The sequence below is a fragment of the Curtobacterium sp. L1-20 genome, from assembly GCF_048755855.1.
Classification (GTDB): domain Bacteria; phylum Actinomycetota; class Actinomycetes; order Actinomycetales; family Microbacteriaceae; genus Curtobacterium.
The window spans coordinates 1,765,691-1,788,471 of sequence record NZ_CP151473.1 but is presented as its reverse complement, the minus strand read 5'-3'; the positions used below and the strand labels follow the sequence as shown (position 1 = coordinate 1,788,471).

Genomic DNA, 22,781 nt, shown 5'->3' with positions numbered 1-22,781 from the left:
CGCGTGTTGTCAGTGCGTGGCCGCGCGGGGCCGGGATGTCGGTGTCAGTGCGTGGCCGCGCGGGCCAGGTCGACGACCGCCTGCACGGTCTGGTCGAAGTCGAGGTCGGTGGAGTCGAGCGTCGTGACGCCGTCGGCGGCGTTCATGAAGTCGACGACCTTCGCGTCCGCCGCGTCGCGACGAGCGAGTGCGGCGGAGGTCTCGGCGGCGGACTGGGTCGTGACCTCGGCCGCTCGCCGGGCCATCCTAACCGACTCGTCCGCCGTCAGCAGGATCCGGACCTCGGCGTCGGGCGCGACGACCGTGGTGATGTCCCGTCCCTCGGTGATGATCCCTGGTGCGTCGGCCTTCCGCATGACGGTGCGGAAGAGCTGCACGAGTCGCTGCCGGACCTCGGGCAGCTTGGCGATGTGGGCGACGGCGCCGGTGACCTCGGGGGTCCGGATGGCGTCGGTCACGTCGGTGTCGCCGACCCGCACGAAGTACGCGTCGGGGTCGGTCCCGATCGCGTAGTCGAAGGTGTCCCAGCTCGCGAGCACCGCGGCGGGGTCGTCGAGGTCGACCTGCTGCTGCAGCGCGTGCCAGGCGAGTGCGCGGTAGGCGGCCCCGGTGTCCTGGTAGCCGAAGCCGAGCGCGCGCGCCGCGGCACGGGAGACGCTGGACTTGCCGCTGCCCGCGGGGCCGTCGACCGCGATGACGGTCTTCGCGACGAAGGCACCGTTCGGCAGACCGGCCGGGACGGGCGCGCTGGTGGAGCCGGGCTCGCCGCCGCCCTGCCCGTCGAGGCCCCCGGCGACGTCGCCGCCACCGAGCGGGCCGGGCTGGCCGTCCGGCTTCGGCAGGCCGGTGTCGGGTCCGTCCGGGCCGCCGGTCGCCCCGGAGTCCTGCACGGCTGCGGTCGTGGCGGCGTCGGTGTCGTGGTTCAGGCCCATGCTGCTGCGATCCTCCATCCGCGACCCTCGAGTTCGTCGACGAGTCGCTGTTCCTGCTCGGGGACGACCGACACCTCGACGATGCCGATCGGTGCGCCCGGTGAGTGCTCGAGGCGCATGTCCTCGAGGTTGATGCCGATCTCCCCGATGAACGTGAGGAGCGCGGCGATCTGCCCGGGGGTGTCGTCCACGAGGACGACGACCTGGGCGAAGCGCTTGTTCGTGCCGTGCTTGCCCGGCAGGCGCTCGACGCCACGGTTGCCCGCGACGATCGTCTCGGCGAGCGCACGGGGTGAGCCCGCGGCGGACGGGTCGTCGAGCGCGTCGAGCACACGGTCGAGGTCGTCGCGCAGGTCGGCGAGCACCGGCCGGATGTGCCCGGCGTTCGCGCCGATGATCTGCACCCACAGCCCCGGGTCGCTCGCCGCGATGCGCGTGACGTCGCGGACGCCGCCGCCGGCGAGGTCGAGCGAACCGTCCGGAGCGTCCCGCAGCCGCGACGCCATGAGCGTCGACACCAGCTGCGGCGCGTGCGACACGTACGCCACCGCCAGGTCGTGCGCCTGCGGCTCCATCGGGACCACCGTGGCGCCGACGTCGAGCGCCAGGTCCTCGACCACCGCGGCCCGCTGGTACGTGATGCCGTCGTGCCCGGCGATCACCCACGGCCGGCCGACGAACAGGTCCGCCCGCGCGGCCGTCGGGCCGCTGCGTTCCCGTCCGGCCATCGGGTGCGAGCCGATGTACCGGCTGGTGTCGGCGCCGGACGCGCGGAGCGCGGCGAGCGGACCGGACTTCACGCTCGCGACGTCGGTGACGATCGCGGTCGGGTACGTCGCGAGCTCGCGCTCGACGACGGTCGCGACCACGTCCGGCGGGACCGCGACCACCACGAGCTCCGGAGCGTCGTCGGGAGCCGGGTGCCGGCCCGCACCGTAGTCCACGGCGAGCGCCAGCGCGGCGGGCGACACGTCGTCGAGGACGACGTCGACGCCCTTCTCGCGCAGCGCCAGTCCGATCGAGGCGCCGAGCAGACCGGCTCCGACGACCCGCACGGGTCCCCGGAGTCGCCGGTCGATGTCCGGTTCGACGGTCGGGGGCGTGGGGTCGGTCACGCCGCAAGCCTACCGATGCGTCAGTCCGACGACTCCTCGCCGTCCGAGGCCCGCGGGGAGCCCTTGGCCTCGCGGGCGATCCGCAGCAGGCTGCCGAGCTCCACGGTCGAGAGCTCGCGGGTCTTGCCGATCGGCAGCGAGCCGAGCTGCAGCGGACCGAACGAGCGCCGGACGAGTTCGAGGACCGGGTGGTCGACGGCGTCGAGCATGCGGCGGACGATGCGGTTGCGGCCGGAGTGCAGCGTGATCTCGACGAGCGACTCACCGCGCGACGACTCGAGCAGCCGCACCTTGTCCGCGGCGATCGGCCCGTCCTCGAGCTCCACGCCGTCGAGCAGACGCTGCACGGTCGCCGGGTTCACGTTGCCGCGGACCTTCGCGATGTAGGTCTTCGTCACGCCGAACGAGGGGTGTGCCAGCACGTGGGCGAGGTCACCGTCGTTGGTCAGGACGAGGAGGCCCGACGTCTCGGTGTCGAGGCGACCGACGTTGAACAGCCGCTCTTCGTACCGGTCCACGTACTCGGAGAGGTCTCGTCGGCCGCGCTCGTCCTGCAGGCTCGACACCATCCCGGTCGGCTTGTTGAGGAGCACGTAGCGTCGCGAGGTGTCGATCTGCACGGGCACGCCGTCGACCGCGATCTCGTCGGTCGCCGGGTCGACCCGGCGGCCGAGCGCGTCGACGACCTCACCGTTGACCGTCACGCGGCCCTCGACGATCAGGTTCTCCGCGACCCGCCGGGACGCCACGCCCGCCCCGGCGATCACCTTCTGCAGGCGCTCGCCCTCGGCCTGGAGGCCCGGTGCGGCTCCGGCGGACGCGCTCCCGTCCGGTGCGTCCCAGTCCGGGATGATCGGCCGTTCCGGCGTGCCCTCGAGCGGCGCGCCCTGCTGGTCGCGCGCTCCTTCGGGCCTCGGGGTCGTCCGGCGGTCGGTGCCACGGGATCCGGTGCCGCGGGTGCGGTCGCTGTTGCGCGCGGTCGTCGTGCCGCCGACGTAGCGGCGGCCGTTGTGCCACACGCTGCTCGGGCGGCCGTCCGGGGTCCGGCGGTCCTCGCGCGCCGGGTCGCGACGGTCGTCACGTCGGTCGTCCCGGGGTGCGGCGGTGCGACGGTCGTCGCGGGGTCCACCGGTACGGCGGTCGTCGCCGCGTCGGTCGTCGTCGCGGCCGCGGTACCCGGTCGTGCGCCGGTCGTCGCGGCCGCGGTACCCACCGGCGCCGCGGTCGTCGCGGTCACGCGGTCCCCCGCTGTTCCGGTCGTCGCGGCCGCGGTACCCACCGGCGCCGCGGTCGTCCTCACGGCGGACGAAGCCGCCGCGGTCGCCACCGCGTCGGTCGTCCTCGCGGTGCACGAAGCGGCCACGGTCCGTGCCCGAGCGGTCGTCCCGGCCTCGGTACCCGCCGGCAGCGCCGCCGCGGTCGTCGCGGCCGCGGTAGCCACCGCCGGCGGGAGCGCCGCGGTCGCGGTAGCCACCGCCCGCGGGAGCGCCGCGCTCGTCGCGGCCGCGGTACCCACCACGGTCGTCGTCCCGGCGCCCGGCCCCGGCACGGTCTTCGCGCCCGCGGTACCCACCACGGTCGTCGCCGCCGCGGTAGCCACCGCCGGCGGGAGTGCCACGGTCGTCGCGCCCGCGGTACCCACCACGGTCGTCGTCCCGGCGCCCGGCCCCGGCACGGTCGTCGCGCCCGCGGTACCCACCGCCGGAGCGGTCGTCGCTGCCCCGGAAGCCGGCACCGGCACGGTCGTCGCGGCCCCGGTACCCACCGCCGGAGCGGTCGTCACGGCCCCGGTATCCACCGCCGGAGCGGTCGTCGCGCCCGCGGGGCCCGCCGCGCTCGTCGTCGCGCCGCGCGGGTGCCTGGCGGTCGTCCCGGCCCCGGTACCCACCACGGTCGTCCCCGCCGCGGTACCCGCCGCGGTCGTCGCGGCCGGCGTCACCGGACCGGCCACCTGCACGGCCGGAGCCGGCGGCACCGTCGCGTGACCCGCCTCCGGATCGGCCACCACCGTCGCGGCCGTACCCGCCTCCGGATCGGCCACCGCCGTCGCGGCCGTACCCGCCGTCGCGACCGGACCCGCCGTCGCGACCGGACCCGCCGTCGCGACCGGACCCGCCTCGTGGGCCGCCTCGTCGTTCTTCCTCATACGCGGCCATCGGGGATCCCTTCGTTCTGCCCGAAGCCGTCGGCACCGTCGTCCAGGAGGGGCGAGATGAGCGGCAGCTCGTCGAGCGAGTTGATGCCGAGCTGCTGCAGGAGCAGGTCGGACGTGACGTAGTTGATCGCGCCGGTCTCGGCGTCCGTGAAGGACTCCTCGATGAGTCCGCGGGCGACGAGGGTGCGGACGACCCCGTCGACGTTCACGGCGCGGATCGCGGCGATCTGCGAGCGGGTGATCGGCTGCTTGTAGGCGACGACCGCGAGGGTCTCCAACGCGGCCTGCGACAGCCGCGAGGGGCGCTCGGCCTCGACGAACTGCTCGACCACGGCGTCCAGGTCCTGTCGGACGTAGAAGCGCCAGCCGCCGCCGACCTCGCGGAGCTCGAAGCCACGACGGACGGTCCCGTCGACCCCGTCGAAGTCGGCGACCAGGCGCTCGACCGCCTGTCGGACGGCGGGGACGGGCGCGTCGACCGCTGCGCCCAGGGCGACGAGGGACTGCGGCTCGTCGGCGATCATGAGGATCGCCTCGAGCTGCCGGTCGATCGGGACGTCGGGGTGCGGGACGTGGTGCTCGACCTGGTCGTCCGCGGCGGACGCGTCCTCGGCGTGCTCGTGGCGGGCCCGCTCGTGGATCTCGCGCTCGATCGCGCGGGCGTCGGCCGTCTCGTCCGCCCCGCCGGGTTCGGCGCTGGACGCGTGCACGTGCGCCGCGTCGGCGACGTCATCCGTCATAGTCGGCTCCCAGGTTGGCGAGGCTCTCGTCGGACCAGTCGTCGGCGGTCCAGCGGAGTGTCAGTTCCCCGAGCGGTTCGAGCTGTTCGAACGAGATGGAAGCGTTCCGGTACAGCTCCAGGATCGCGAGGAAGCGAGCCACCACGATACCCGTCTCCGAGACTCCGGCGACCAGTTCGCGGAACGAGACGTCCTCGTCGGCCCGGGTGCGGAGGATCGACACGACGATCGCGGCCTGCTCGCGGATGCTGACGAGCGGCGCGTGCAGGTGGTCCAGTCCGACCGTGGGGATCTCCCGCGGCGCGAAGGCAATGGTCGCCAGCGCGGCGAAGTCCTGCACCGAGAGGGTCCAGACCAGCTCGGGCGTGCGGGCGCGGAACCGCTCCTCGAGCCGGACGCTCCGCACGTGCCGCCGCGACTCGGTCAGCCACCGGGACCCGAACCAGTCGGCGGCCTGCTTGAAGGCCCGGTACTGCAGCAGTCGGGCGAAGAGCAGGTCGCGCGCCTCGAGCAGGGCGACGTCCTCGGCGTCGACCAGCTCCCCCTGCGGCAGCAGGCCGGCGATCTTCAGGTCGAGCAGGGTGGCTGCCACGACGAGGAACTCGCTCGCCTCGTCGAGTTCGTCCTCGGACTCGGCGAGTCGCACGTACTGGATGAACTCCCCGGTCACCGCGCCGAGCGAGACCTCGGTGATGTCGAGCTCGTGCTTCGTGATGAGCGACAGGAGCAGGTCGAACGGCCCGTCGAAGTTGCGCAGGCGGACCCGGAAGCCGGGCACCGTCGTGGTGCCCGCGGGCGCGGGCGCGTCGGCTGGCTGGGCGACGTCGGCGTCGTCAGGCGACGGCGCCACGCTCGACGAGCTCCCGTGCGAGCTGCCGGTACGCGTGCGCAGCGGCGTGGTCCGGAGCGGTCTGCGTGATGGGGCGCGCCGAGACGGTCGCGTCCGGGAACTTCACCGTGCGGCCGATGACCGTGTCGAGCACGCGGTCGTCGAACGTCTCGACGACACGCTCCATGACCTCACGCGAGTGCAGGGTGCGCGAGTCGTACATCGTCGCGAGGATGCCGTCGAGCTGCAGCGCCGGGTTGAGCCGGTCGCGCACCTTGTCGATGGTCTCGATGAGCAGCGCCACACCGCGGAGCGCGAAGAACTCGCACTCGAGCGGGATGAGCACGCCGTGCGCCGCGGTCAGCGCGTTGACGGTCAGCAGGCCGAGCGACGGCTGGCAGTCGACGAGGATCACGTCGTAGTCCTTCGCGACCTTGCGGAGGACACTCGCCAGGATCTGCTCGCGGGCGACCTCGTTCACCAGGTGCACCTCGGCCGCGGACAGGTCGATGTTCGCCGGGATGACGTCGAGGTAGGGCGTGTTCGTCGGCTGGATCACCTGGTTCGGGTCCTTGATGGAGCCCATCAGCAGGTCGTAGACCGTGGGGATGTCGTGCGTCCGCACGCCGAGGCCCGCGGACAGCGCACCCTGCGGGTCGAAGTCGACGGCGAGCACCTTGCGGCCGTACTCCGCCAGCGCCGCGCCGAGGTTGATCGACGTCGTGGTCTTGCCGACGCCGCCCTTCTGGTTGCACAGCGCGATGATGCGAGCGGGTCCGTGGCCGTCGAGCTCCTCGGGCACCGCGAACTGCCGGACGGGCCGACCGGTGGGACCGTAGGTGGTCTCGCCGGTTCCGGGGGTGGTCGTCGGGTTCGTGCTCACCCGGCCATCGTACCGGCGGACCGGCCGAGGACCGGGCCGCACCGCCGCAGCCGGTGACCCTCCGGAGCCGTCGGTGGTCGTCGCGAGGCGGGCCGCGCCTCCCGGACCGCGTCCGCACGTCCTGGACGCTGACCTCCGGTCGGAGTGCCCTGGACGCTGCCCGCCGGTCGGAGCGTCCTCGACGCCGACCGTCGGTCGGACGGGAGGCGCGGGTCACGCCCGGCGCAACGCCACCCGCATGCTGTCCACCCGGTCCGCGATGACGGGGTCCGCCGTCCAGCGCTGCTGCAGCCGACCGACCAGCGCCTGCACCTGCGACTGGTCGAGCCCCGGGTGCAGCGCGAGCCCCACCGTGAGCTCCGCGCCGGCGAAGCGACCGAGCGGGTCCCCCGGTGCCAGCTCGACCCGTGCGACGGCGGCCTCGTCGTCGACGGACGCGGCGAACGCCGCTGCGACCTCGGGGTCCTCGAAGCACGGGGTCCACGGCAGGTCCTGCCCGAGCGCCCAGACGGCCGGTCGGCGCAGCACGAACTCGGTCGACGCGGTCGGGTCGAGCACCACGAGCTGCGTCTCCTCGCTCGCGGCGGCCATCGCCACCCGCCGGGACTCCGCCGGGACGGGACGGGCGTCGGCGTCCCACGAGCGCATGGCCTCGACCGACGTGAAGGCGGGCATCACGCTGCGGCCGTCGGGTCCGGCGACCGTGACGATCGAGAGTTCCTGCGTCTTGTCGACGAGCGCGCCGTCGGCGGTGTGGCCGACGTCGCCGGCCTCGGCGATCAACGGGATGAGCAGGCGGGCGGCGCGGAGCGCGTCGAGGACCGCACGCTGCGAGCCGCCGTCGGCGAGCGCCGTGATGGCGGCGACGAGCGCCGGGTCGGCGAGCCCGTCGTCGTCGTCGAAGGTCGTGTCGTGCTGCTCGAACGTCCGGCCGGCCCAGGCGAACCCCGCTGAGTCGGCGGCGCCTCCGGGGGTGTGCGCGTCGTCGGGCTGGCCGCTCGGTGCGTCCGGGCCCGTCCCGCGGCCGTTCGAGATGCCCGCCACGTCGACTACTCCGAGGCGATGTCGAGAGCGGCCGGCAGCGTGAACGCGCCCGAGTAGAGCGCCTTGCCGATGATCGCGCCCTCGAGGCCGTGCGGCACGAGGTCGCGCAGTGCCCGGAGGTCGTCGAGCGTCGAGATGCCGCCGGAGGCCACGACGGGCTGGTCGGTCCGGTCGCAGACCTCGCGGAGCAGGTCGACGTTCGGGCCCTGCAGGGTGCCGTCCTTCGTCACGTCGGTCACCACGTAGCGGGCGCAGCCGGCCTCCTCGAGGCGGTCGAGGACCTCCCAGAGGTCGCCGGCGTCCTCGGTCCAACCCCGGCTCGCGAGCGTCGTGCCGCGGACGTCGAGCCCGACGGCGATCTGCTCGCCGTACTGGCGGATCACGTGCGCGGCCCACTCGGGCTTCTCGAGCGCCGCCGTGCCGAGGTTCACGCGCGCCGCACCGGTCGCGAGTGCGGCCTCGAGGGAGGCGTCGTCACGGATGCCGCCCGACAGCTCCACCGAGACGCCCTCGACCTCGCGGATCGCGCGCGCGATCACCTTGCGGTTGTCGCCGCGACCGAACGCCGCGTCGAGGTCGACGAGGTGGATCCACTCCGCCCCCTGCTCGCGCCACGTGCGTGCGGCGCTCACCGGGTCGCCGTAGGAGGTCTCGCTCCCCGCCTCACCCTGGGTGAGACGGACCGCCTGGCCGTCGACGACGTCCACGGCGGGCAGCAGGACGAGGGGCGGGGTGGCGATGAGGTCGGTCATGGTCCTGTTCTTCGGTGCGGTGGCTGGTACGGGTCGTCGGCGTGGGTCACGGTGCGGGTGCGGATCCGGCCGGTGGCGTCCGTCGCAGTGCGGCTGCTGCCTGGAGGCACGGTGCGGGGCCGTCCCGGAGGTCGCGCCCCGCACCGTGGCCGGTTCAGAGCGAGTCGACCCAGTTGCGGAGGAGGCGGATGCCCGGCTCGCCGGACTTCTCGGGGTGGAACTGCGTGGCGGTGAGCGGGCCGTTCTCGACCGCGGCGACGAACCGCTGCCCGTGCTCCGCCCAGGTCAGACGCGGGGCACGGAACGGGCCGTACGCCTCGAGCGGGAAGTCGGTCACACCGTAGGAGTGCACGAAGTAGAAGCGCTCGTCGTGGAGTCCCCGGAACAGCACGGAGTCCTCCGGCGCCTCGACCGTGTTCCAGCCCATGTGCGGGAGGACCTCGGCCTGGATCTCCTCGACCGTGCCGGGCCACTGCCCGAGCCCCTCGACGTCGGCACCGCGCTCGATGCCGCGCGAGAACATCACCTGCATGCCCACGCAGATGCCGAGGACCGGTCGTCCGCCCGCGAGGCGGTGGTCCACGATCTCCCCGCCCCGCACACCCTCGAGCTGGTCGATGACCGCGGCGAACGCCCCGACCCCCGGGACGAGCAGCCCGTCGGCCTCCAGCGCTGCGCGCTTGTCCGCGGTCAGGGTGACGTCCGCGCCCGCTCGCTCGAGCGCCTTGGCGGCGGAGTGCACGTTGCCCGACCCGTAGTCGAGCACCACGACGTTCCGCCTGGCCCCCGCGCTCACAGTGCGCCCTTCGTGGACGGGATGCCGTCGACGCGCGGGTCGAGCTCGACCGCCCGGCGCATCGCACGGGCGAAGGCCTTGAACTCGGCCTCGGCGATGTGGTGGGGGTCGCGGCCGCCGAGGACACGCACGTGCACCGTGATGCCGGCGTTGACCGTGATCGCCTCGAACACGTGGCGGACCATCGACCCGGTGAAGTGCCCGCCGATGCGGTGGAACTCGAACCCGGCCGGCTCCCCCGTGTGGACGAGGAACGGACGACCCGAGACGTCCACGACCGCCTGTGCCAGGGCCTCGTCGAGCGGCACCAGGGCGTCGCCGTACCGACCGATGCCGGACCGGTCGCCGAGCGCCTGCTTGAGCGCCTGGCCGAGCACGATGCCGGTGTCCTCGACGGTGTGGTGCACGTCGATGTCCGTGTCGCCGGTCGACCGGACGCGGAGGTCGATGAGCGAGTGCTTGCTGAAGGCCGTCAGCATGTGGTCGAAGAACGGGACGCTCGTCGAGACGTCCGAGGTGCCGGTGCCGTCGAGGTCGAGCTCGAGTTCGACGCTCGATTCGCTCGTGCTCCGGCTGATCGAGGCGGTGCGGGCGGTCATGCTCCAAGCCTAACGGGCGGCTGTTCGACGGCCACGCGGCGCATGGCGTCGAGGAACGCGGTGGTCTCCTCGGCCGTCCCCGCACTCACCCGGAGGTGGTTCGGGATCCCGAGGTCGCGCACGATGACGTCCTGGTCGAGGAGCGCCTCGAACGCGGCGTGGGGGTCGGCGACGCCGCCGAACAGGACGAAGTTCGACCACGTCTCGTACGTGCGGTAGCCCATCGCCTGCAGCTCGGTCACCATGCGGTCGCGCTGCTGCTTGATGTCGTCGACCATGGCGAGCATCTCGGGCGCGTGCCGGAGCGCCGCGACCGCCGCCGCCTGCGTGAGGGCGGACAGGTGGTAGGGCAGCCGGACGAGTCGGATGGCGTCGATGACGGCCGGGTGGGCCGCCATGTAGCCGACGCGGGCGCCGGCGAAGGCGAAGGCCTTGCTCATCGTGCGGGACACGACGAGGCGTTCCCGGCCGGGCAGCAGAGTGAGGGCGCTCGGCGCGTCCGCGGGCATGAACTCCGCGTAGGCCTCGTCCACCATGACGATGCCGTCCGTGGCGTCGTACGCGGCACGGATGGTGTCGATCGACAGCGGGGTGCCCGTCGGGTTGTTCGGGCCGCACAGGAACACGATGTCCGGCTGGTGCGCACGGATGGCGGAGACGACCGTCTCGGGCGCGATGCGGAACTCGTCGTCGCGCTGCGCCGGGATCCAGGTCGTGCCCGTCCCGGCGGCCAGGATCGAGTGCATCGAGTAGGTGGGCGGGAAGCCGAGGACGGAACGGCCGGGTCCACCGAACGCCTGGAGGAGCTGCTGCAGCACCTCGTTCGACCCGTTGGCGGCCCAGATCTGCTCCGGACCGATCTGCTGCGCGGCGCCGAGGCCCCGCTGCAGGTAGTCAGCGAGCGACTGCCGGAGCTCGGTGAACTCACGGTCCGGGTAGCGGTTCACGGTCGTCAGGGCCTGTCGGATCGACGAGACGATGTCCTCGGCGACGTCGTCCGGCACCGGATGGGTGTTCTCGTTGACGTTGAGCTGCACGTGGACGTGCTTCTGCGGGGCTCCGTAGGGACTCTGCCCGCGCAGGTCGTCTCGGATCGGGAGGTCTTCGAGCGTGAATGCCACCGATCCATCGTAGGCGTCCACCCCGAGGTCGGACCGGCCGTCCGGACGGTGCTCCGAGGGGTGCCGCGCCGCTGGCCGGGCAGGCCGACCGGAGGGGCTACTGACCGTCGCTGTACTTCGCGGGGATGGCGATCTGCTCGCCGGCCTGCAGACCGGAGCCGTCCAGCGCGTTGAGGCTGATGACGTCCTGCACGAAGTCGCGCGGGTCGGCGTTCGGCGCGGTCTCCTCCGCCAGCTGCCAGAGCGTCTCGCCCGGCTGGATGGTGACGGTGTCGAAGCGGACGTCGCCCGACGTGTTGCCCGCGGAGGCCTGCCCGCCGTTCAGCACGGCGAGGGCCATGCCCACGAGCAGCGGGGTCGCGGCGAGCGTCGTCAGGACGATCCGGCCGCGGCGCGTGAGGCGCAGGCGCGTACGCACGGCGGGCGCCGTGGAGCGCTGGGTGTCAGCGATGGCGATGGTGCTCATGTCGTTCTTGCCTTCCCGTTCGGTCCGACCGAAGCCGTGTACCGAACATACGTTCGAATCCCTGGACACACAAGTCCCGTGGACGGTTTTGTTGTGGTTTTTCCGCCGACACGCTCGAACAGGTGTTTGTCCGGCGTCGACCGGTCGGATACTGTTTCGATCGACTGGGACAAGTCAAGCGGGGACCACCGACATTCCTGCGGGCAGCGTCCCGGCACGACGAAGGGCGAGACGACGTGGCGGACGAACTGCGGGTCCAGAAGCCGTTGACGGCGAAGCAGCAGGCGATCCTCGACGCGATCCGCGCGTCGATCGCCAGCCGTGGGTACCCGCCGAGCATGCGGGAGATCGGCGACGCCGCCGGGCTGTCCTCCCTGTCCAGCGTCTCCCACCAGCTCGGCCAGCTCGAACTGGGTGGGTGGATCCGCCGTGACCCGAACCGTCCCCGTGCGCTCGAGGTGCTCGTCGACGAGCCGGCTCCGGACGTCGACGGCCCGGACGTCGACGCCACGACGCTCGTCCCGCTCGTCGGCCGGATCGCCGCCGGTGTGCCCATCACGGCGGAACAGCACGTCGACGAGATCGTGCCGCTCCCCCGTCAGCTCGTCGGCACGGGCGACCTCTTCATGCTCAAGGTCGTCGGCGAGTCGATGATCGACGCAGCGATCTGCGACGGCGACTGGGTCGTCGTCCGGTCGCAGCAGACTGCCGACAACGGTGACATCGTCGCCGCGATGCTCGACGAGGAAGCGACCGTCAAGGTCTTCCGGCAGCGTGACGGCCACACGTGGCTGCTCCCGCGCAACACCGCGTTCGAACCGATCCTCGGCGACGCGGCCACCGTCCTGGGCAAGGTCGTGGCGGTCCTCCGCTCGATCTGACGTACGGCGCCCGACGCCCGCACCGTCCGAGCGCGGCGGTGCTCGACGCCCGAGCCGCCCGCGCTCGACGGCGCTCGACGCCCGTGCCGTCCGCGCTTAGGCGCTCGACGGGGACGTGGAACCACGGAACCGACGTCGAACCAGTCCCGTGGGCTGGTTCGACGTCGGTTCCCTGGTTCGGAACGGCTGCGACCGCAACGCGACCAGCGAGGCGGGCCGGTGCCGCGCCTCCCGGCAGTCCGAGCGCGCGACCGCCCGGTGGCTAGGCGGTCGCGACGGGCGCGACCACGAACGGGTCGAGCTCGGCGACCTGCCGCTGGAAGACCCGCACACGGAGCCGCGTGCCGGACTCGACGTAGTCGACGGACTCCACCGATCCCGCGTCGTGCAGGTGCGAGACCAGGTCGCCGCGGTCGTACGGCACCACGACGGTGAGCTCGACGTCGGGCTCGGGCAGGCGGGACTCGATCGCCGCGAGCAGCTCCGGGATCCCTTCGCCCGTGCGCGCCGACACGAAGACGGCGTCCGGGACGAGCCCGACCAGCACGAGCCGCTGCGACTCGTCGATGAGGTCCGCCTTGTTGAACGCCACGATCTCCGGGAGTTCGCGGGCACCGACGTCGCCGATGACCTCGCGCACGGTCGCCAGCTGCGCCGCCGGGTCCGGGTGGGAGCCGTCGACGACGTGCACGATGACGTCGGCCTCGCCCACTTCCTCGAGGGTGGAGCGGAACGCCTCGACGAGCTGGTGCGGCAGGTTGCGCACGAAGCCCACGGTGTCCACGAACGTGAACTCGCGCCCCTTGGCGCTCTCGGTCCGGCGGACCGTCGCGTCCAGCGTCGCGAACAGCTGGTTCTGCACGAGCACGCCGGCGCTCGTCAGGCGGTTCAGCAACGAGGACTTCCCCGCGTTCGTGTAGCCGGCGATGGCGACGCTCGGGACGTCGTTGCGGTGACGGTCGGCACGCTTGGCCTCGCGCGCCGGACGGAAGCCGGCGATCTGCCGACGCAGCTTCGACATCCTGGTGTGGATCCGACGGCGGTCCAGCTCGATCTTCGTCTCACCGGGACCACGCGAACCCATGCCGGCACCACCGGAGACCTGTCCACCGGCCTGCCGGGACATCGACTCACCCCAACCGCGCAGACGCGGGAGGAGGTACTCGAGCTGGGCGAGTTCGACCTGCGCCTTGCCCTCGCGGCTCTTGGCGTGCTGGCTGAAGATGTCGAGGATGACGGCCGTGCGGTCGATGACCTTGACCTTGACGACGTCCTCGAGCGCTCGGCGCTGGGAGGGCGCGAGCTCGGTGTCCGCGATCACGGTGTCGGCCCCGGTGGCCTTCACCACCATCGCCAGTTCTTCTGCCTTGCCCTTGCCGAGGTACGTCGACGGGTCGGGGTTCGGGCGCCGCTGCAGCAGCCCGTCGAGGACCACGGCGCCCGCGGTCTCGGCGAGGGCGGCGAGTTCGCGGAGGGAGTTCTCGGCGTCGGCGGCGTCGCCCTGCGGGTACACGCCGATCAGGACGACCTGCTCGAGCCGGAGTTGCCGGTACTCGACCTCGGTGACGTCCTCGAGCTCGGTGGAGAGGCCGGCGACACGGCGCAGCGCCGCCCGGTCCTCGCGGTCGTACTGCTCGCCGTCGCCGTCCCAGCCGCGGTCGTCGACCGAACGGGTCTGGATCGCCTGCGCCGGCGCGAAGATGGAGGATGCTGCGCGCCGGTCGGCGTTGCGCAGCACCCGCTCGACGACACCGTCTGCGCTGTCGTCGTGGATGGTCTGTTCGTCCTGCTGATGGGATTCCGTCATGCTGTCCACAGGGTACCGCCGGGCGCCCGGTGACACACGGGGTTCCCGGTACGGTTCTTCCATGGCGAACGACCACTACTTCTCGGCCAGCCCGGAGAGCGCGGCTCGGCCCCGCCAGATCACCGTGCCGCTCGCGGGTCGGACGTTCACCCTGGCCACCGCCGCGGGGGTGTTCAGCCCGGACGGTCTCGACCGCGGCACCCGCGTCCTGCTCGGCTCGGTCCCGCCGCCGGCCGCCGACGGCGCGCTCCTCGACGTCGGGTGCGGGTGGGGGCCGATCGCGCTCACGATGGCCCTCGAGTCCCCGGACGCCCAGGTGTGGGGCGTCGACGTCAACGAGCGCGTGCTCGGCCTCGCGCGGGCGAACGCGGCCACCGTCGGCGCGTCGAACGTCTCGATCGCCCTGCCGGACGACGTCCCGGCGGACCTGCGCTTCCGGACGATCTGGTCCAACCCGCCGATCCGCGTCGGCAAGGACGAACTGCACGACATCCTGCTGACGTGGCTGCCCCGGCTCGAGGTGGGCGGCGACGCCTGGCTCGTCGTGTCGAAGGACCTCGGCGGTGACTCCCTGCAGCGGTGGCTCCGCGATGCGCTGGGCGACGCGTTCGACGTCACACGGGCGACGACCGACAAGGGCTTCCGCGTCCTCCGGGTGCACCGGACCGCCGCGTAGCGCCGGAACCGGCGCAGCGCGCTGGAACCGGCGCAGCGCGCCGGGGCCGTCGGGTGTCGAACCGGCACGCCGCGGACGCGAGGGTGCGTCGACGTGGCGATCCGTGCCTCCCGACAGGACCCGCGCTGTCTCAGACCGTCAGGTCACCCGAGAAGACGAGTTCCGCGGGGCCGGACAATGCGACGTGCTCGCCGTCCTCCGCCGCGAACATGCGGACGGTGACCACCCCTCCGGGGACGCGCACGCGCCACGTGTCGGGAGCACCGTTGCCGGCCCAGTGCCGCGTCGCCAGCGCAGCGGCCACCGCGCCCGTGCCGCACGAGAGCGTCTCGCCGCTGCCGCGTTCGTGCACCCGCATCGTGATCTGCCCGACGCCGTCCTGCACGAGCGGGTCGCCCGGCAGCACGAACTCGACGTTCGCACCGGCTGCGGGCAGCGGGTCGAGCACCGGCACGTAGGTGAGGTCGAGGTCCGCGAGTTCGTCCTCGGTCGCGAGCGCGACGACCACGTGCGGGTTGCCGACGTCGATGCCGAGACCGGGTCGCGCGTTGTCGAGGTTCTTCGCGCGCACGAGCACGTCGTCCGCGCCGCCGCCCTCGATCCCGAGGCCCCAGCGTCCCAGGTCGGCCGAGAAGCCGTTGGTGGTGCGCTGGACGTCGACGAGGCCCTTGCGGCTGCCGACGGTGAGGGTCTCGCCCGGGGCGAGGTCGACGAGCCCCGACTCGGTGAGGTACCGGGCGAAGACACGGATGCCGTTGCCGCACATCTCGGCGACCGAGCCGTCGGCGTTGTGGTAGTCCATGAACCACGTCGCAGCCGGTTCGACCGCCAGGAGCGTCCGTCCCTCGGGGAGGGACTCGGAGCGCACCGCACGGATGACGCCGTCGCCGCCCACGCCGAAGCGTCGGTCCGCGATCGCCCGGATGCGGTCGGCGGTCAGGTCGACCGTGGCGTCGGGGTCGGCGAACAGGACGAAGTCGTTGCCGGTCCCCTGGCCCTTGGTGAAGTGCAGCTCGGTCACGGCACGATCCTACGGGCAGCGTCCGTCAGCGCGGCGCGGTCGGCACCCGTCACGTCGAGGACCTCGGCGTCGGCGTACCGGCGGAACCACGACACCTGGCGGCGGGCGTACTTGCGGGTCGCGACGCCCGTCGCCTCGACGGCCTGCTCCACCGTGGCCGTGCCGTGCAGCACCTCGAGCGCCTGCGAGTACCCGATGGCCGCGCGCGCGGTGCGGCCCTCCTCGAGCCCCTGGTCGCGGAGGGCGCGCACCTCGTCCACGAGTCCGGCGGCGAACATGCGCGCCGCACGGTCGTGCAGGGCCTCGACCAGCTGCGCACGGTCGCGGTGGAGGTGCAGGATCCGGGCGGGTCGCCAGGCGCGGGGCGCGGACGGGAGGCTCGGGGTGACGACCTCGGACCGGCTCGCGATCTCCAGTGCCCGGATGAGCCGCCGCGGGTTCCGCGCGTCGATGGTCGCCGCCGCCGCCGGATCGAGGGAACGGAGGCGCTCGAGCAGGAGGCCCGGCCCGAGCTCCTCGTGCTCGCGTTCCAGCCGCGCCCGGAGCTCCGGATCGGTCCCCGGGAAGGCGAGGTCGAACAGCACCGCCGAGACGTACAGGCCGCTGCCGCCGACCAGGACGGCGACCCCGCCACGCTCCTGGATCGCCGCCACGTCCGCTCGGGCGTCCCGCTGGTACGCCGCGACGCTCGCCTCGTCGGTCACCGCCAGGACGTCGAGCTGGTGGTGCGGGATGCTCCGGCGTTCGGCGGGCGTCAGTTTGGCGGTGCCGATGTCCATGCCGCGGTAGAGCTGCATGGCGTCCGCGTTGACGATCTCGGCGTCGCGTCCTGCCGCACGGAGCCGTTCCGCGATCGCGATGCCCAGGTCCGACTTGCCGGTGCCGGTCGCCCCGACGACGGCGATCAGGTCGGTCACCCGGGATCGTCGGCGACCCGGCTCGTCGTTCGGACCGGCCTGCCCGGGGCTGCGCTCGTCGGTCGGGCCCACCTGCCCGCGGCTGCGCTCGTCGCCGGGGTCGGCGGCCTCAGCGACCGACACGGATGGTCGGGAGTCCGAGGGAGACCGCGCGAGGGACATCGGCGGACGCCGCCGGCGTCGGGACGCCGCAGCTCTCGGCCTGCGCGCGGTCCCAGGCGTCCCCGGCGCGCGTCCGGCGGATCGGCAGCGGGCCCGCGTTGTCGGCGATGAGGAAGTGCGGCGCCGAGCGCGTCACCTCGACCGTCACGACGTCGCCCGGTCGTGGGACGGCGGAGCCCTGCGGCACCGCGAAGTGCACGAGCCGGGAGTCCTCGGCGCGTCCGGACAGCCGGTGCGTGGTGTCGTCCTTCTTGCCCTCACCGGTCGCGACGAGCACCTCGACACGGCGGCCGACCTGCTTCGCGTTCTCCTCCGCGGTGATGCGTTCCTGCAGCGCGACGAGTCGCTCGTACCGTTCCTGGACGACCTGCTTCGGCAGCTGCTCGTCCATCGTCGCCGCAGGGGTTCCGGGCCGGATCGAGTACTGGAAGGTGAACGCCGACGCGAAGCGCGACTGCTCCACGACCCGGAGCGTGTCCGCGAAGTCCTCCTCGGTCTCGCCGGGGAACCCGACGATGATGTCGGTCGAGATCGCGGCGTGCGGGATCTTCGCGCGGACGCGGTCGAGGATGCCCAGGAAGCGTTCGCTCCGGTAGCTCCGGCGCATCGCCTTCAGGATCCGGTCGGAGCCGGACTGCAGCGGCATGTGCAGCTGCGGCATGACGTTCGGCGTCTCGGCCATCGCGTCGATCACGTCGTCGGTGAACGCGGCCGGGTGCGGGCTCGTGAACCGCACGCGTTCCAGGCCCTCGATCTGCCCGGTGGCGCGGAGCAGCTTGCCGAACGCCTGGCGGTCGCCGAACTCGACCCCGTAGGAGTTCACGTTCTGGCCGAGCAGCGTCACCTCGATCGCGCCATCGTCGACGAGCGCCTGCACCTCGGCGAGGACGTCCCCGGGGCGACGGTCCTTCTCCTTGCCGCGGAGCGACGGCACGATGCAGAACGTGCAGGTGTTGTTGCACCCGACGGAGATCGACACCCAGCCGCTGTGCGTCGACTCGCGCTTCGTCGGGAGCGTCGAAGGGAAGACGTCGAGCGCCTCGAGGATCTCGATCTGCGCTTCGTCGTTGTGGCGCGACCGCTCGAGGAGCGTCGGCAGGGAGCCCATGTTGTGCGTGCCGAACACCACGTCGACCCACGGCGCCTTCTCGAGGATGACGTTCTTGTCCTTCTGGGCGAGGCACCCGCCGACCGCGATCTGCATGCCGGGGTGCTCGCGCTTGATCCCGGCGAGCTGCCCGAGGTTGCCGTACAGGCGGTTGTCCGCGTTCTCGCGCACCGCGCACGTGTTGATGACGACGACGTCCGCCTGCTCGCCGTCGGCGGCGACGTAGCCGGCGGCCTGGAGCGAACCGCTCAGCCGCTCGGAGTCGTGCACGTTCATCTGGCACCCGTAGGTGCGGACTTCGTAGGTGCGGGGGCGCGCTGCGACGGTGGCCATGGTCGTCCAGTGTAAATCGCTCCGTGACGCCGTCGCGGTCGACTCGGCACGAGCCGCCGGCGGCGCGGCTCATCGAACCGAACAGCGCCGCACAGGCCCGGCGGTGCGGCTACTCGAACCGGACGGGACCGCGCGGGCCACCGGCGGGACGACCGCCGCCCGAGAGCGCTCGCTCCACCGCGATCCGGACGACACCGCCGTTGTAGCCCTTCCGCATGAGGTACCCCGAGAGCCGGCGCTCCGCCGTCGCCCGGTCGAGCCCACGGAGCTGCCCCGCACGCTTCTGGGCGAGGTCGATGGCGCGGACGAACTCGTCGTCATCGTCGTCCGCCGCCGCGTCGAGCGCAGCGTCGATCACCGCCTGGTCGATGCCACGGCGACGGAGTTCCGCCACCACGCCCTGTCGTCCGAGGCCCTTCCGGTCGTGCAGCCGGTCGACGAGGTCCGTCGCGAGCGCCACGTCGTCGAGCAGGCCGACCCGCGTCAGCCGGTCGATCTCGTACTCGACCACGTCCGGGTCGAGGTCGTTCTGCGCGAGCATCGTCCGGAGCTCGGACTCGCTCACGCCCTTGCGACCCAGCGCCCGCATGCTCAGGCGCTCGGCGTCCGCGCGCTGCTCGTCGATGGGTCGCGGGGCGTCAGCGGGGTCGATCTCGGCGCCGGACCCGATCGCGAAGATCGATGCGGTCGAGGCGTCCGCCGTGCCGGCCTCGTCGTAGCCGTCCTGCTCTGCGCGCGCGCTGCGACCGGATCCGTCGCCGACGACCGGCGACAGCCAGTCGGCCTGTGCACGTGGGCCGGCGATCGGGAGCGGCACCGGCGTGTCCGCGTCTGGCCGTTCGGCGCCGTCCGGGCCGAGATCGCCGTCGCCGTCCGCACCTGCGTCGACCTGACCTGTGCCGGTGCCGGTGCTGCGCGGGCGTCGGTCGGTGTCGTCCTGACGACGGTCACCGATGCTCCGCAGTGTCGGTGCAGGCGGGTCCTGCGGCGGCGTCCCGTGCTCGCGCTCGCTCGGCCGCTCCGGCGTCGGCGGAACCGGATCCGGGCTCGCGGCCCGACGGCGACGGGACCGCGCACCGAACAGGTCGGTGACCGGTGCGAGGTCCGCGTCGTCGTCGTGGTCGGTCGTCACGCGCCCTTGCGCTCCGCGATCTTCGGCGCGATCGAGTCGACCGGCGCATCTGCCTCGGCCTGGGCCCCGCCGACACCGAGCTTGGCGAGGATCTTGCCCTCGATCTCGGCAGCGACCTCGGGGTTCTGGATGAGGAACGACCGCGAGTTCTCCTTGCCCTGGCCGAGCTGGTCGCCGTCGTAGGTGTACCAGGCACCCGACTTCTTCACGATGCCGTGGTCGACACCGAAGTCGAGCAACGAGCCCTCGCGCGAGATGCCGACGCCGTACAGGATGTCGAACTCGGCCTGCTTGAAGGGCGGCGCCATCTTGTTCTTGACGACCTTGACGCGGGTGCGGTTGCCGACGGCGTCGGTCCCGCTCTTCAGCGTCTCGATGCGGCGGATGTCGAGCCGGACGGAGGCGTAGAACTTCAGCGCCTTACCACCGGAGGTGGTCTCCGGGGAGCCGAAGAACACGCCGATCTTCTCGCGCAGCTGGTTGATGAAGATCATCGTGGTCTGCGTCTGGTTGAGCCCACCGGCGAGCTTGCGCAGCGCCTGGGACATGAGGCGGGCCTGGAGGCCGACGTGCGAGTCGCCCATCTCGCCCTCGATCTCGGCGCGGGGCACGAGCGCCGCGACGGAGTCGATCACGATGAGGTCGATGGAGCCGGAGCGCACGAGCATGTCGGCGATCTCGAGCGCCTGCTCGGCGGTGTCCGGCTGCGACACCAGGAGGGCGTCGATGTCGACGCCGAGCTTCTTGGCGTACTCGGGGTCGAGCGCGTGCTCGGCGTCGATGAACGCCGCGATGCCACCGGCGCGCTGCGCGTTGGCGATGGCGTGGATGGTGAGGGTCGTCTTACCCGACGACTCCGGGCCGTAGATCTCGACGATGCGGCCGCGGGGCAGTCCGCCGATGCCGAGCGCGACGTCGAGCGCCACCGACCCGGTCTGGATGACGTTGACCGGGGCGCGTTCGTCCGACCCGAGGCGCATGATCGCACCCTTGCCGAACTGCCTGTCGATCTGGGCGAGTGCGGTCTCGAGGGCCTTCTCGCGGTCTGCCGGTGATGGCATGGGGTGCTCCTTCGTGCTCGGTGTCGGCTGCCTGTAGGCTGTCGCGTCCCCGCCGGCCGATGGTGCAAGGCCAGTGGTTCTGCGACAAGGCTTCGGGCTGTTCCCGGTGACTCCGAACCTAGGGCGGGCCACCGACATCACTGCCGGTGACCGCGCGATCTGTGGACGGAATCCCGAACAGCGCCGATGTGGAGGAAGCTACCACCGATCGAACACCCGTTCGAGCAACACGCCGAACAGGTGTTCGGGTGTTGCTTGGTTCCGATTGGTCAGTCGCGCGGCTCCGCGAGCCCCTTGCCGTGCCGCTTGTCGAGCGGGACGTCCTGCGAGTCGCACAGTGCTTCCCAGACCCGGCGTGCGTCGACCCCGGCGTCGAGCGCGTCGGCCGCGGACCGGCCCCCGAGGTCCTCGAGGACGACGTCCCGACTGACCACGGCCCCGTAGGCGTCGCCGAACACCTGGTCGACGGCACGCCAGAACTCACTCACCCGCATCCCTCCAGGGTAACGAGGATGTGCACACCGCAACGACGACGGCGCCCGCAGGCAGGTCCGGCGGCAGCGTTCGTCGCGGAACGACGAACGCCCCCACCGGAGGACCGGCGAGGGCGTTCGGGAGCGGTGGGGTCAGCGCACCGCGAGGTCGTTGTCGAACTCGGCGACGAGGTCGTCGGGGAGCGTGTCCGGGACGGGGGTGAGTCCCTCGACCACTGCGAGGCGGTCGCCCACCTCGCGCATGATGGTCGAGATGGGGGTGTCCAGCGCGTCCGCGACGGACGCGAGGATCTCCGAGCTGGCTTCCTTCTGCCCGCGCTCGACCTCACTGAGGTACCCGAGGGCCACACTGGCCTTGGACGCGACCTGACGGAGGGTCCGGCCCTTCTGCAAGCGGAAGTCCCGCAGAACGTCGCCGATCTCCTGACGAACGAGAACCATGAGAACTCCTCCTTCCCTGTCGTCTCCGCGCCCGCTCGGTCCGGTTGGCCGAGTTCGGGTTGGGCAACTGTAGCGTTGCCGGTTGCAGCATGCTAGCGAGGCCGCCTGCTGTACCGCTGGAGATTGCGTGAGATGTAACCCGGTGGAAACGAGGCCTATTCCCGGCCCCGGATCGTGGACGACATCCGTGCCAGGAGTTCGGAGACGGTGGCGTGACGGATTGCATCGCGGTCACCGTCCAGGTGCAGTTCGTGGGCTTCGACCCCGTCGGCCGAGGCGATCCCGACGAACACCGTGCCCACGGGCTTGCCGTCCTGCGGGTCGGGCCCGGCGACACCCGTGGTGCTGATCCCCCACGTGGCCGGCTCGCCGTCGACGGACAGCGCAGTCCGGACACCGACCGCCATCTGGCGCGCGACCTCGGGGTCGACCGCGCCGTTGGTGGCGAGCAGCTCGGCGTCGACCCCGAGCAGCTCGTGCTTGATCGGCGTCGCGTAGGCCACGACTCCCCCGCGCACCACGGCGCTCGCACCCGGGACGTCGACGAGGGTGGCGACGACCAGACCCCCGGTCAGGGACTCGGCCACGGCCACCGTCTCGCCCCGCGCGGTGAGCTCGGCGATCAGGCCGGGGGTGACGGGCACCGGGACCGGTGCGGGCTCGTCGGTCACGCTGCGCTGCGGTTGTGCTTCCATGCCTGCCAGAGGTAGTCGATGCCGCTCAGGACCGTTGCCAGGAAGGCGGCGGTCATGAGGATCCCGTTGACCCAGTGCGCCCACTCGCCGACGAGGTTCCACCACGGGAACAGGGCCGCGGTCAGGGCGACGGCCTGCAGCACGGTCTTGATCTTGCCGCCGCGGCTGGCCGGGATCACCCGGTCGGAGAGCACCGCGAAGCGGAACACCGTGATGCCGATCTCCCGCACCATGATGAGGACCGTCACGTACCAGGGCAGCTCGGCGAGGATCGACAGGGCCACGAGGGCGCCGCCGATCAGGACCTTGTCGGCGATCGGGTCGACGAGCTTGCCGAAGTCCGTGACGAGGTTCTGCCGCCGCGCGATGATCCCGTCCGCGCTGTCGGTGACGATCGCGACCACGAACACGACGGCCGCCCAGATGCGCATGGCGCCGTCGTTGCCGGCGTCGGTGAGCAGGAGCACGAAGAACAGCGGCGCCATGAGGATGCGCACCACCGTGATGATGTTCGCGACGTTCGCCGTGGAAGCCGGCCCGGGCCCCTTGCGGAGCAGTCGGCCACGCCACGGGAACCTGGCGCCGTGCGACGTCTCCGTACCGTTCGAGGCGGTCATCGCA

25 protein-coding genes are annotated in these 22,781 nt (G+C 72.3%); 3 read left to right on the top strand and 22 right to left on the bottom strand.

The window, feature by feature from the left end:
• Positions 1–44 precede the first annotated feature (44 nt).
• The 3 genes from cmk to AAEP86_RS10005 all read right to left on the bottom strand — a co-directional run bounded on the left by cmk (position 45) and on the right by AAEP86_RS10005 (position 2,823).
• Positions 45–728 (bottom strand): (d)CMP kinase, encoded by a 684-nt coding sequence (gene cmk, locus AAEP86_RS10015; RefSeq protein ID WP_420370472.1) that lies wholly within the window; start codon positions 726–728, stop codon positions 45–47.
• Positions 729–922: 194 nt separating this feature from the next.
• Positions 923–2,047 (bottom strand): prephenate dehydrogenase, encoded by a 1,125-nt coding sequence (locus AAEP86_RS10010; RefSeq protein WP_420370385.1) that lies wholly within the window; start codon positions 2,045–2,047, stop codon positions 923–925.
• A 20-nt stretch (positions 2,048–2,067) separates the two neighbouring features.
• A complete protein-coding gene (locus AAEP86_RS10005) occupies positions 2,068–2,823 on the bottom strand; it encodes a pseudouridine synthase (RefSeq protein ID WP_420370471.1) in 756 nt (251 codons plus the stop codon).
• Between the two features lie 234 nt (positions 2,824–3,057).
• On the opposite strand from AAEP86_RS10005, the gene AAEP86_RS10000 reads away from it, so the two are divergent.
• A complete protein-coding gene (locus tag AAEP86_RS10000) occupies positions 3,058–4,032 on the top strand; it encodes a hypothetical protein (RefSeq protein ID WP_420370384.1) in 975 nt (324 codons plus the stop codon).
• A gap of 157 nt (positions 4,033–4,189) precedes the next feature.
• On the opposite strand, the gene scpB is transcribed toward AAEP86_RS10000, so the two are convergent.
• From scpB to AAEP86_RS09955, 9 genes are all read right to left on the bottom strand, one after another.
• Entirely contained in the window at positions 4,190–4,942 is a 753-nt protein-coding gene (gene scpB / locus AAEP86_RS09995) for an SMC-Scp complex subunit ScpB (protein ID WP_420370383.1), read from the bottom strand.
• On the bottom strand, positions 4,932–5,792 hold the full coding sequence (locus AAEP86_RS09990) for a segregation and condensation protein A (RefSeq protein WP_420370382.1): 861 nt from the start codon (positions 5,790–5,792) through the stop codon (positions 4,932–4,934). The genes scpB and AAEP86_RS09990 overlap by 11 nt, the downstream gene beginning before the upstream one ends.
• A complete protein-coding gene (locus AAEP86_RS09985) occupies positions 5,776–6,654 on the bottom strand; it encodes a ParA family protein (protein ID WP_420370381.1) in 879 nt (292 codons plus the stop codon). The genes AAEP86_RS09990 and AAEP86_RS09985 overlap by 17 nt, the downstream gene beginning before the upstream one ends.
• A 213-nt stretch (positions 6,655–6,867) precedes the next feature.
• Positions 6,868–7,698, bottom strand: coding sequence for an SseB family protein (locus tag AAEP86_RS09980; protein WP_420370380.1), 831 nt, complete (start codon positions 7,696–7,698; stop codon positions 6,868–6,870).
• A 5-nt stretch (positions 7,699–7,703) separates the two neighbouring features.
• Positions 7,704–8,450: a bifunctional 1-(5-phosphoribosyl)-5-((5-phosphoribosylamino)methylideneamino)imidazole-4-carboxamide isomerase/phosphoribosylanthranilate isomerase PriA gene (gene priA, locus AAEP86_RS09975; RefSeq protein ID WP_420370379.1), complete on the bottom strand. Its 747-nt coding sequence runs from the start codon at positions 8,448–8,450 to the stop codon at positions 7,704–7,706.
• 154 nt (positions 8,451–8,604) lie between these two features.
• A complete protein-coding gene (hisH, locus tag AAEP86_RS09970; protein WP_420370378.1) occupies positions 8,605–9,219 on the bottom strand; it encodes an imidazole glycerol phosphate synthase subunit HisH in 615 nt (204 codons plus the stop codon).
• A 23-nt stretch (positions 9,220–9,242) separates the two neighbouring features.
• Positions 9,243–9,845, bottom strand: a complete 603-nt coding sequence (gene hisB / locus AAEP86_RS09965) for an imidazoleglycerol-phosphate dehydratase HisB (protein WP_420370377.1) — start codon at positions 9,843–9,845, stop codon at positions 9,243–9,245.
• Positions 9,842–10,966 carry a histidinol-phosphate transaminase gene (locus AAEP86_RS09960; protein ID WP_420370376.1) on the bottom strand — a complete coding sequence of 375 codons (1,125 nt, stop codon included), beginning with the start codon at positions 10,964–10,966 and terminating at the stop codon, positions 9,842–9,844. The genes hisB and AAEP86_RS09960 overlap by 4 nt, the downstream gene beginning before the upstream one ends.
• 97 nt (positions 10,967–11,063) lie before the next feature.
• Positions 11,064–11,432, bottom strand: a complete 369-nt coding sequence (locus AAEP86_RS09955) for a LysM peptidoglycan-binding domain-containing protein (RefSeq protein ID WP_420370375.1) — start codon at positions 11,430–11,432, stop codon at positions 11,064–11,066.
• Between the two features lie 236 nt (positions 11,433–11,668).
• On the opposite strand from AAEP86_RS09955, the gene lexA reads away from it, so the two are divergent.
• Positions 11,669–12,313 (top strand): transcriptional repressor LexA, encoded by a 645-nt coding sequence (gene lexA, locus AAEP86_RS09950; protein ID WP_420370374.1) that lies wholly within the window; start codon positions 11,669–11,671, stop codon positions 12,311–12,313.
• Between the two features lie 262 nt (positions 12,314–12,575).
• On the opposite strand, the gene hflX is transcribed toward lexA, so the two are convergent.
• On the bottom strand, positions 12,576–14,120 hold the full coding sequence (gene hflX / locus AAEP86_RS09945) for a GTPase HflX (RefSeq protein WP_420370373.1): 1,545 nt from the start codon (positions 14,118–14,120) through the stop codon (positions 12,576–12,578).
• A 61-nt stretch (positions 14,121–14,181) separates the two neighbouring features.
• On the opposite strand from hflX, the gene AAEP86_RS09940 reads away from it, so the two are divergent.
• On the top strand, positions 14,182–14,796 hold the full coding sequence (locus AAEP86_RS09940) for a class I SAM-dependent methyltransferase (protein WP_420370372.1): 615 nt from the start codon (positions 14,182–14,184) through the stop codon (positions 14,794–14,796).
• A 130-nt stretch (positions 14,797–14,926) separates the two neighbouring features.
• Here the strand turns inward: AAEP86_RS09940 and dapF are convergent, their stop codons facing one another.
• From dapF to pgsA, 9 genes are all read right to left on the bottom strand, one after another.
• Complete coding sequence (gene dapF, locus AAEP86_RS09935; protein WP_420370371.1) at positions 14,927–15,817, bottom strand: diaminopimelate epimerase; 891 nt, start codon at positions 15,815–15,817, stop codon at positions 14,927–14,929.
• Positions 15,814–16,734, bottom strand: coding sequence for a tRNA (adenosine(37)-N6)-dimethylallyltransferase MiaA (gene miaA / locus AAEP86_RS09930; RefSeq protein ID WP_420370370.1), 921 nt, complete (start codon positions 16,732–16,734; stop codon positions 15,814–15,816). The genes dapF and miaA overlap by 4 nt, the downstream gene beginning before the upstream one ends.
• Positions 16,735–16,843: 109 nt before the next feature.
• Positions 16,844–18,337, bottom strand: a complete 1,494-nt coding sequence (gene miaB, locus AAEP86_RS09925) for a tRNA (N6-isopentenyl adenosine(37)-C2)-methylthiotransferase MiaB (RefSeq protein ID WP_420370369.1) — start codon at positions 18,335–18,337, stop codon at positions 16,844–16,846.
• A 109-nt stretch (positions 18,338–18,446) separates the two neighbouring features.
• Positions 18,447–19,469, bottom strand: a complete 1,023-nt coding sequence (locus tag AAEP86_RS09920; RefSeq protein ID WP_420370368.1) for a regulatory protein RecX — start codon at positions 19,467–19,469, stop codon at positions 18,447–18,449.
• Positions 19,466–20,530, bottom strand: a complete 1,065-nt coding sequence (gene recA / locus AAEP86_RS09915) for a recombinase RecA (RefSeq protein ID WP_420370367.1) — start codon at positions 20,528–20,530, stop codon at positions 19,466–19,468. Before recA ends, AAEP86_RS09920 begins: the two co-directional genes overlap by 4 nt.
• 269 nt (positions 20,531–20,799) lie before the next feature.
• A complete protein-coding gene (locus AAEP86_RS09910; protein ID WP_420370366.1) occupies positions 20,800–21,024 on the bottom strand; it encodes a DUF3046 domain-containing protein in 225 nt (74 codons plus the stop codon).
• 132 nt (positions 21,025–21,156) lie between these two features.
• Positions 21,157–21,465, bottom strand: coding sequence for a helix-turn-helix domain-containing protein (locus tag AAEP86_RS09905; protein WP_058742950.1), 309 nt, complete (start codon positions 21,463–21,465; stop codon positions 21,157–21,159).
• 155 nt (positions 21,466–21,620) lie between these two features.
• Positions 21,621–22,160: a CinA family protein gene (locus AAEP86_RS09900; RefSeq protein WP_420370365.1), complete on the bottom strand. Its 540-nt coding sequence runs from the start codon at positions 22,158–22,160 to the stop codon at positions 21,621–21,623.
• Positions 22,133–22,777 (bottom strand): CDP-diacylglycerol--glycerol-3-phosphate 3-phosphatidyltransferase, encoded by a 645-nt coding sequence (gene pgsA / locus AAEP86_RS09895; RefSeq protein WP_420370364.1) that lies wholly within the window; start codon positions 22,775–22,777, stop codon positions 22,133–22,135. The genes AAEP86_RS09900 and pgsA overlap by 28 nt, the downstream gene beginning before the upstream one ends.
• Positions 22,778–22,781: the final 4 nt, after the last annotated feature.

What these genes read in the sequence shown, in the direction of transcription:
- scpB (WP_420370383.1), bottom strand. Translation starts at nt 4,942, where the DNA reads ATGACGGATGACGTCGCCGACGCGGCGCACGTGCACGCGTCCAGCGCC.
- priA (WP_420370379.1), bottom strand. Translation starts at nt 8,450, where the DNA reads ATGACCGACCTCATCGCCACCCCGCCCCTCGTCCTGCTGCCCGCCGTG.
- hisB (WP_420370377.1), bottom strand. Translation starts at nt 9,845, where the DNA reads ATGACCGCCCGCACCGCCTCGATCAGCCGGAGCACGAGCGAATCGAGC.
- AAEP86_RS09955 (WP_420370375.1), bottom strand. Translation starts at nt 11,432, where the DNA reads ATGAGCACCATCGCCATCGCTGACACCCAGCGCTCCACGGCGCCCGCC.
- hflX (WP_420370373.1), bottom strand. Translation starts at nt 14,120, where the DNA reads ATGACGGAATCCCATCAGCAGGACGAACAGACCATCCACGACGACAGC.
- AAEP86_RS09940 (WP_420370372.1), top strand. Translation starts at nt 14,182, where the DNA reads ATGGCGAACGACCACTACTTCTCGGCCAGCCCGGAGAGCGCGGCTCGG.
- miaB (WP_420370369.1), bottom strand. Translation starts at nt 18,337, where the DNA reads ATGGCCACCGTCGCAGCGCGCCCCCGCACCTACGAAGTCCGCACCTAC.
- recA (WP_420370367.1), bottom strand. Translation starts at nt 20,530, where the DNA reads ATGCCATCACCGGCAGACCGCGAGAAGGCCCTCGAGACCGCACTCGCC.
- AAEP86_RS09910 (WP_420370366.1), bottom strand. Translation starts at nt 21,024, where the DNA reads ATGCGGGTGAGTGAGTTCTGGCGTGCCGTCGACCAGGTGTTCGGCGAC.
- AAEP86_RS09905 (WP_058742950.1), bottom strand. Translation starts at nt 21,465, where the DNA reads ATGGTTCTCGTTCGTCAGGAGATCGGCGACGTTCTGCGGGACTTCCGC.
- AAEP86_RS09900 (WP_420370365.1), bottom strand. Translation starts at nt 22,160, where the DNA reads ATGGAAGCACAACCGCAGCGCAGCGTGACCGACGAGCCCGCACCGGTC.
- pgsA (WP_420370364.1), bottom strand. Translation starts at nt 22,777, where the DNA reads ATGACCGCCTCGAACGGTACGGAGACGTCGCACGGCGCCAGGTTCCCG.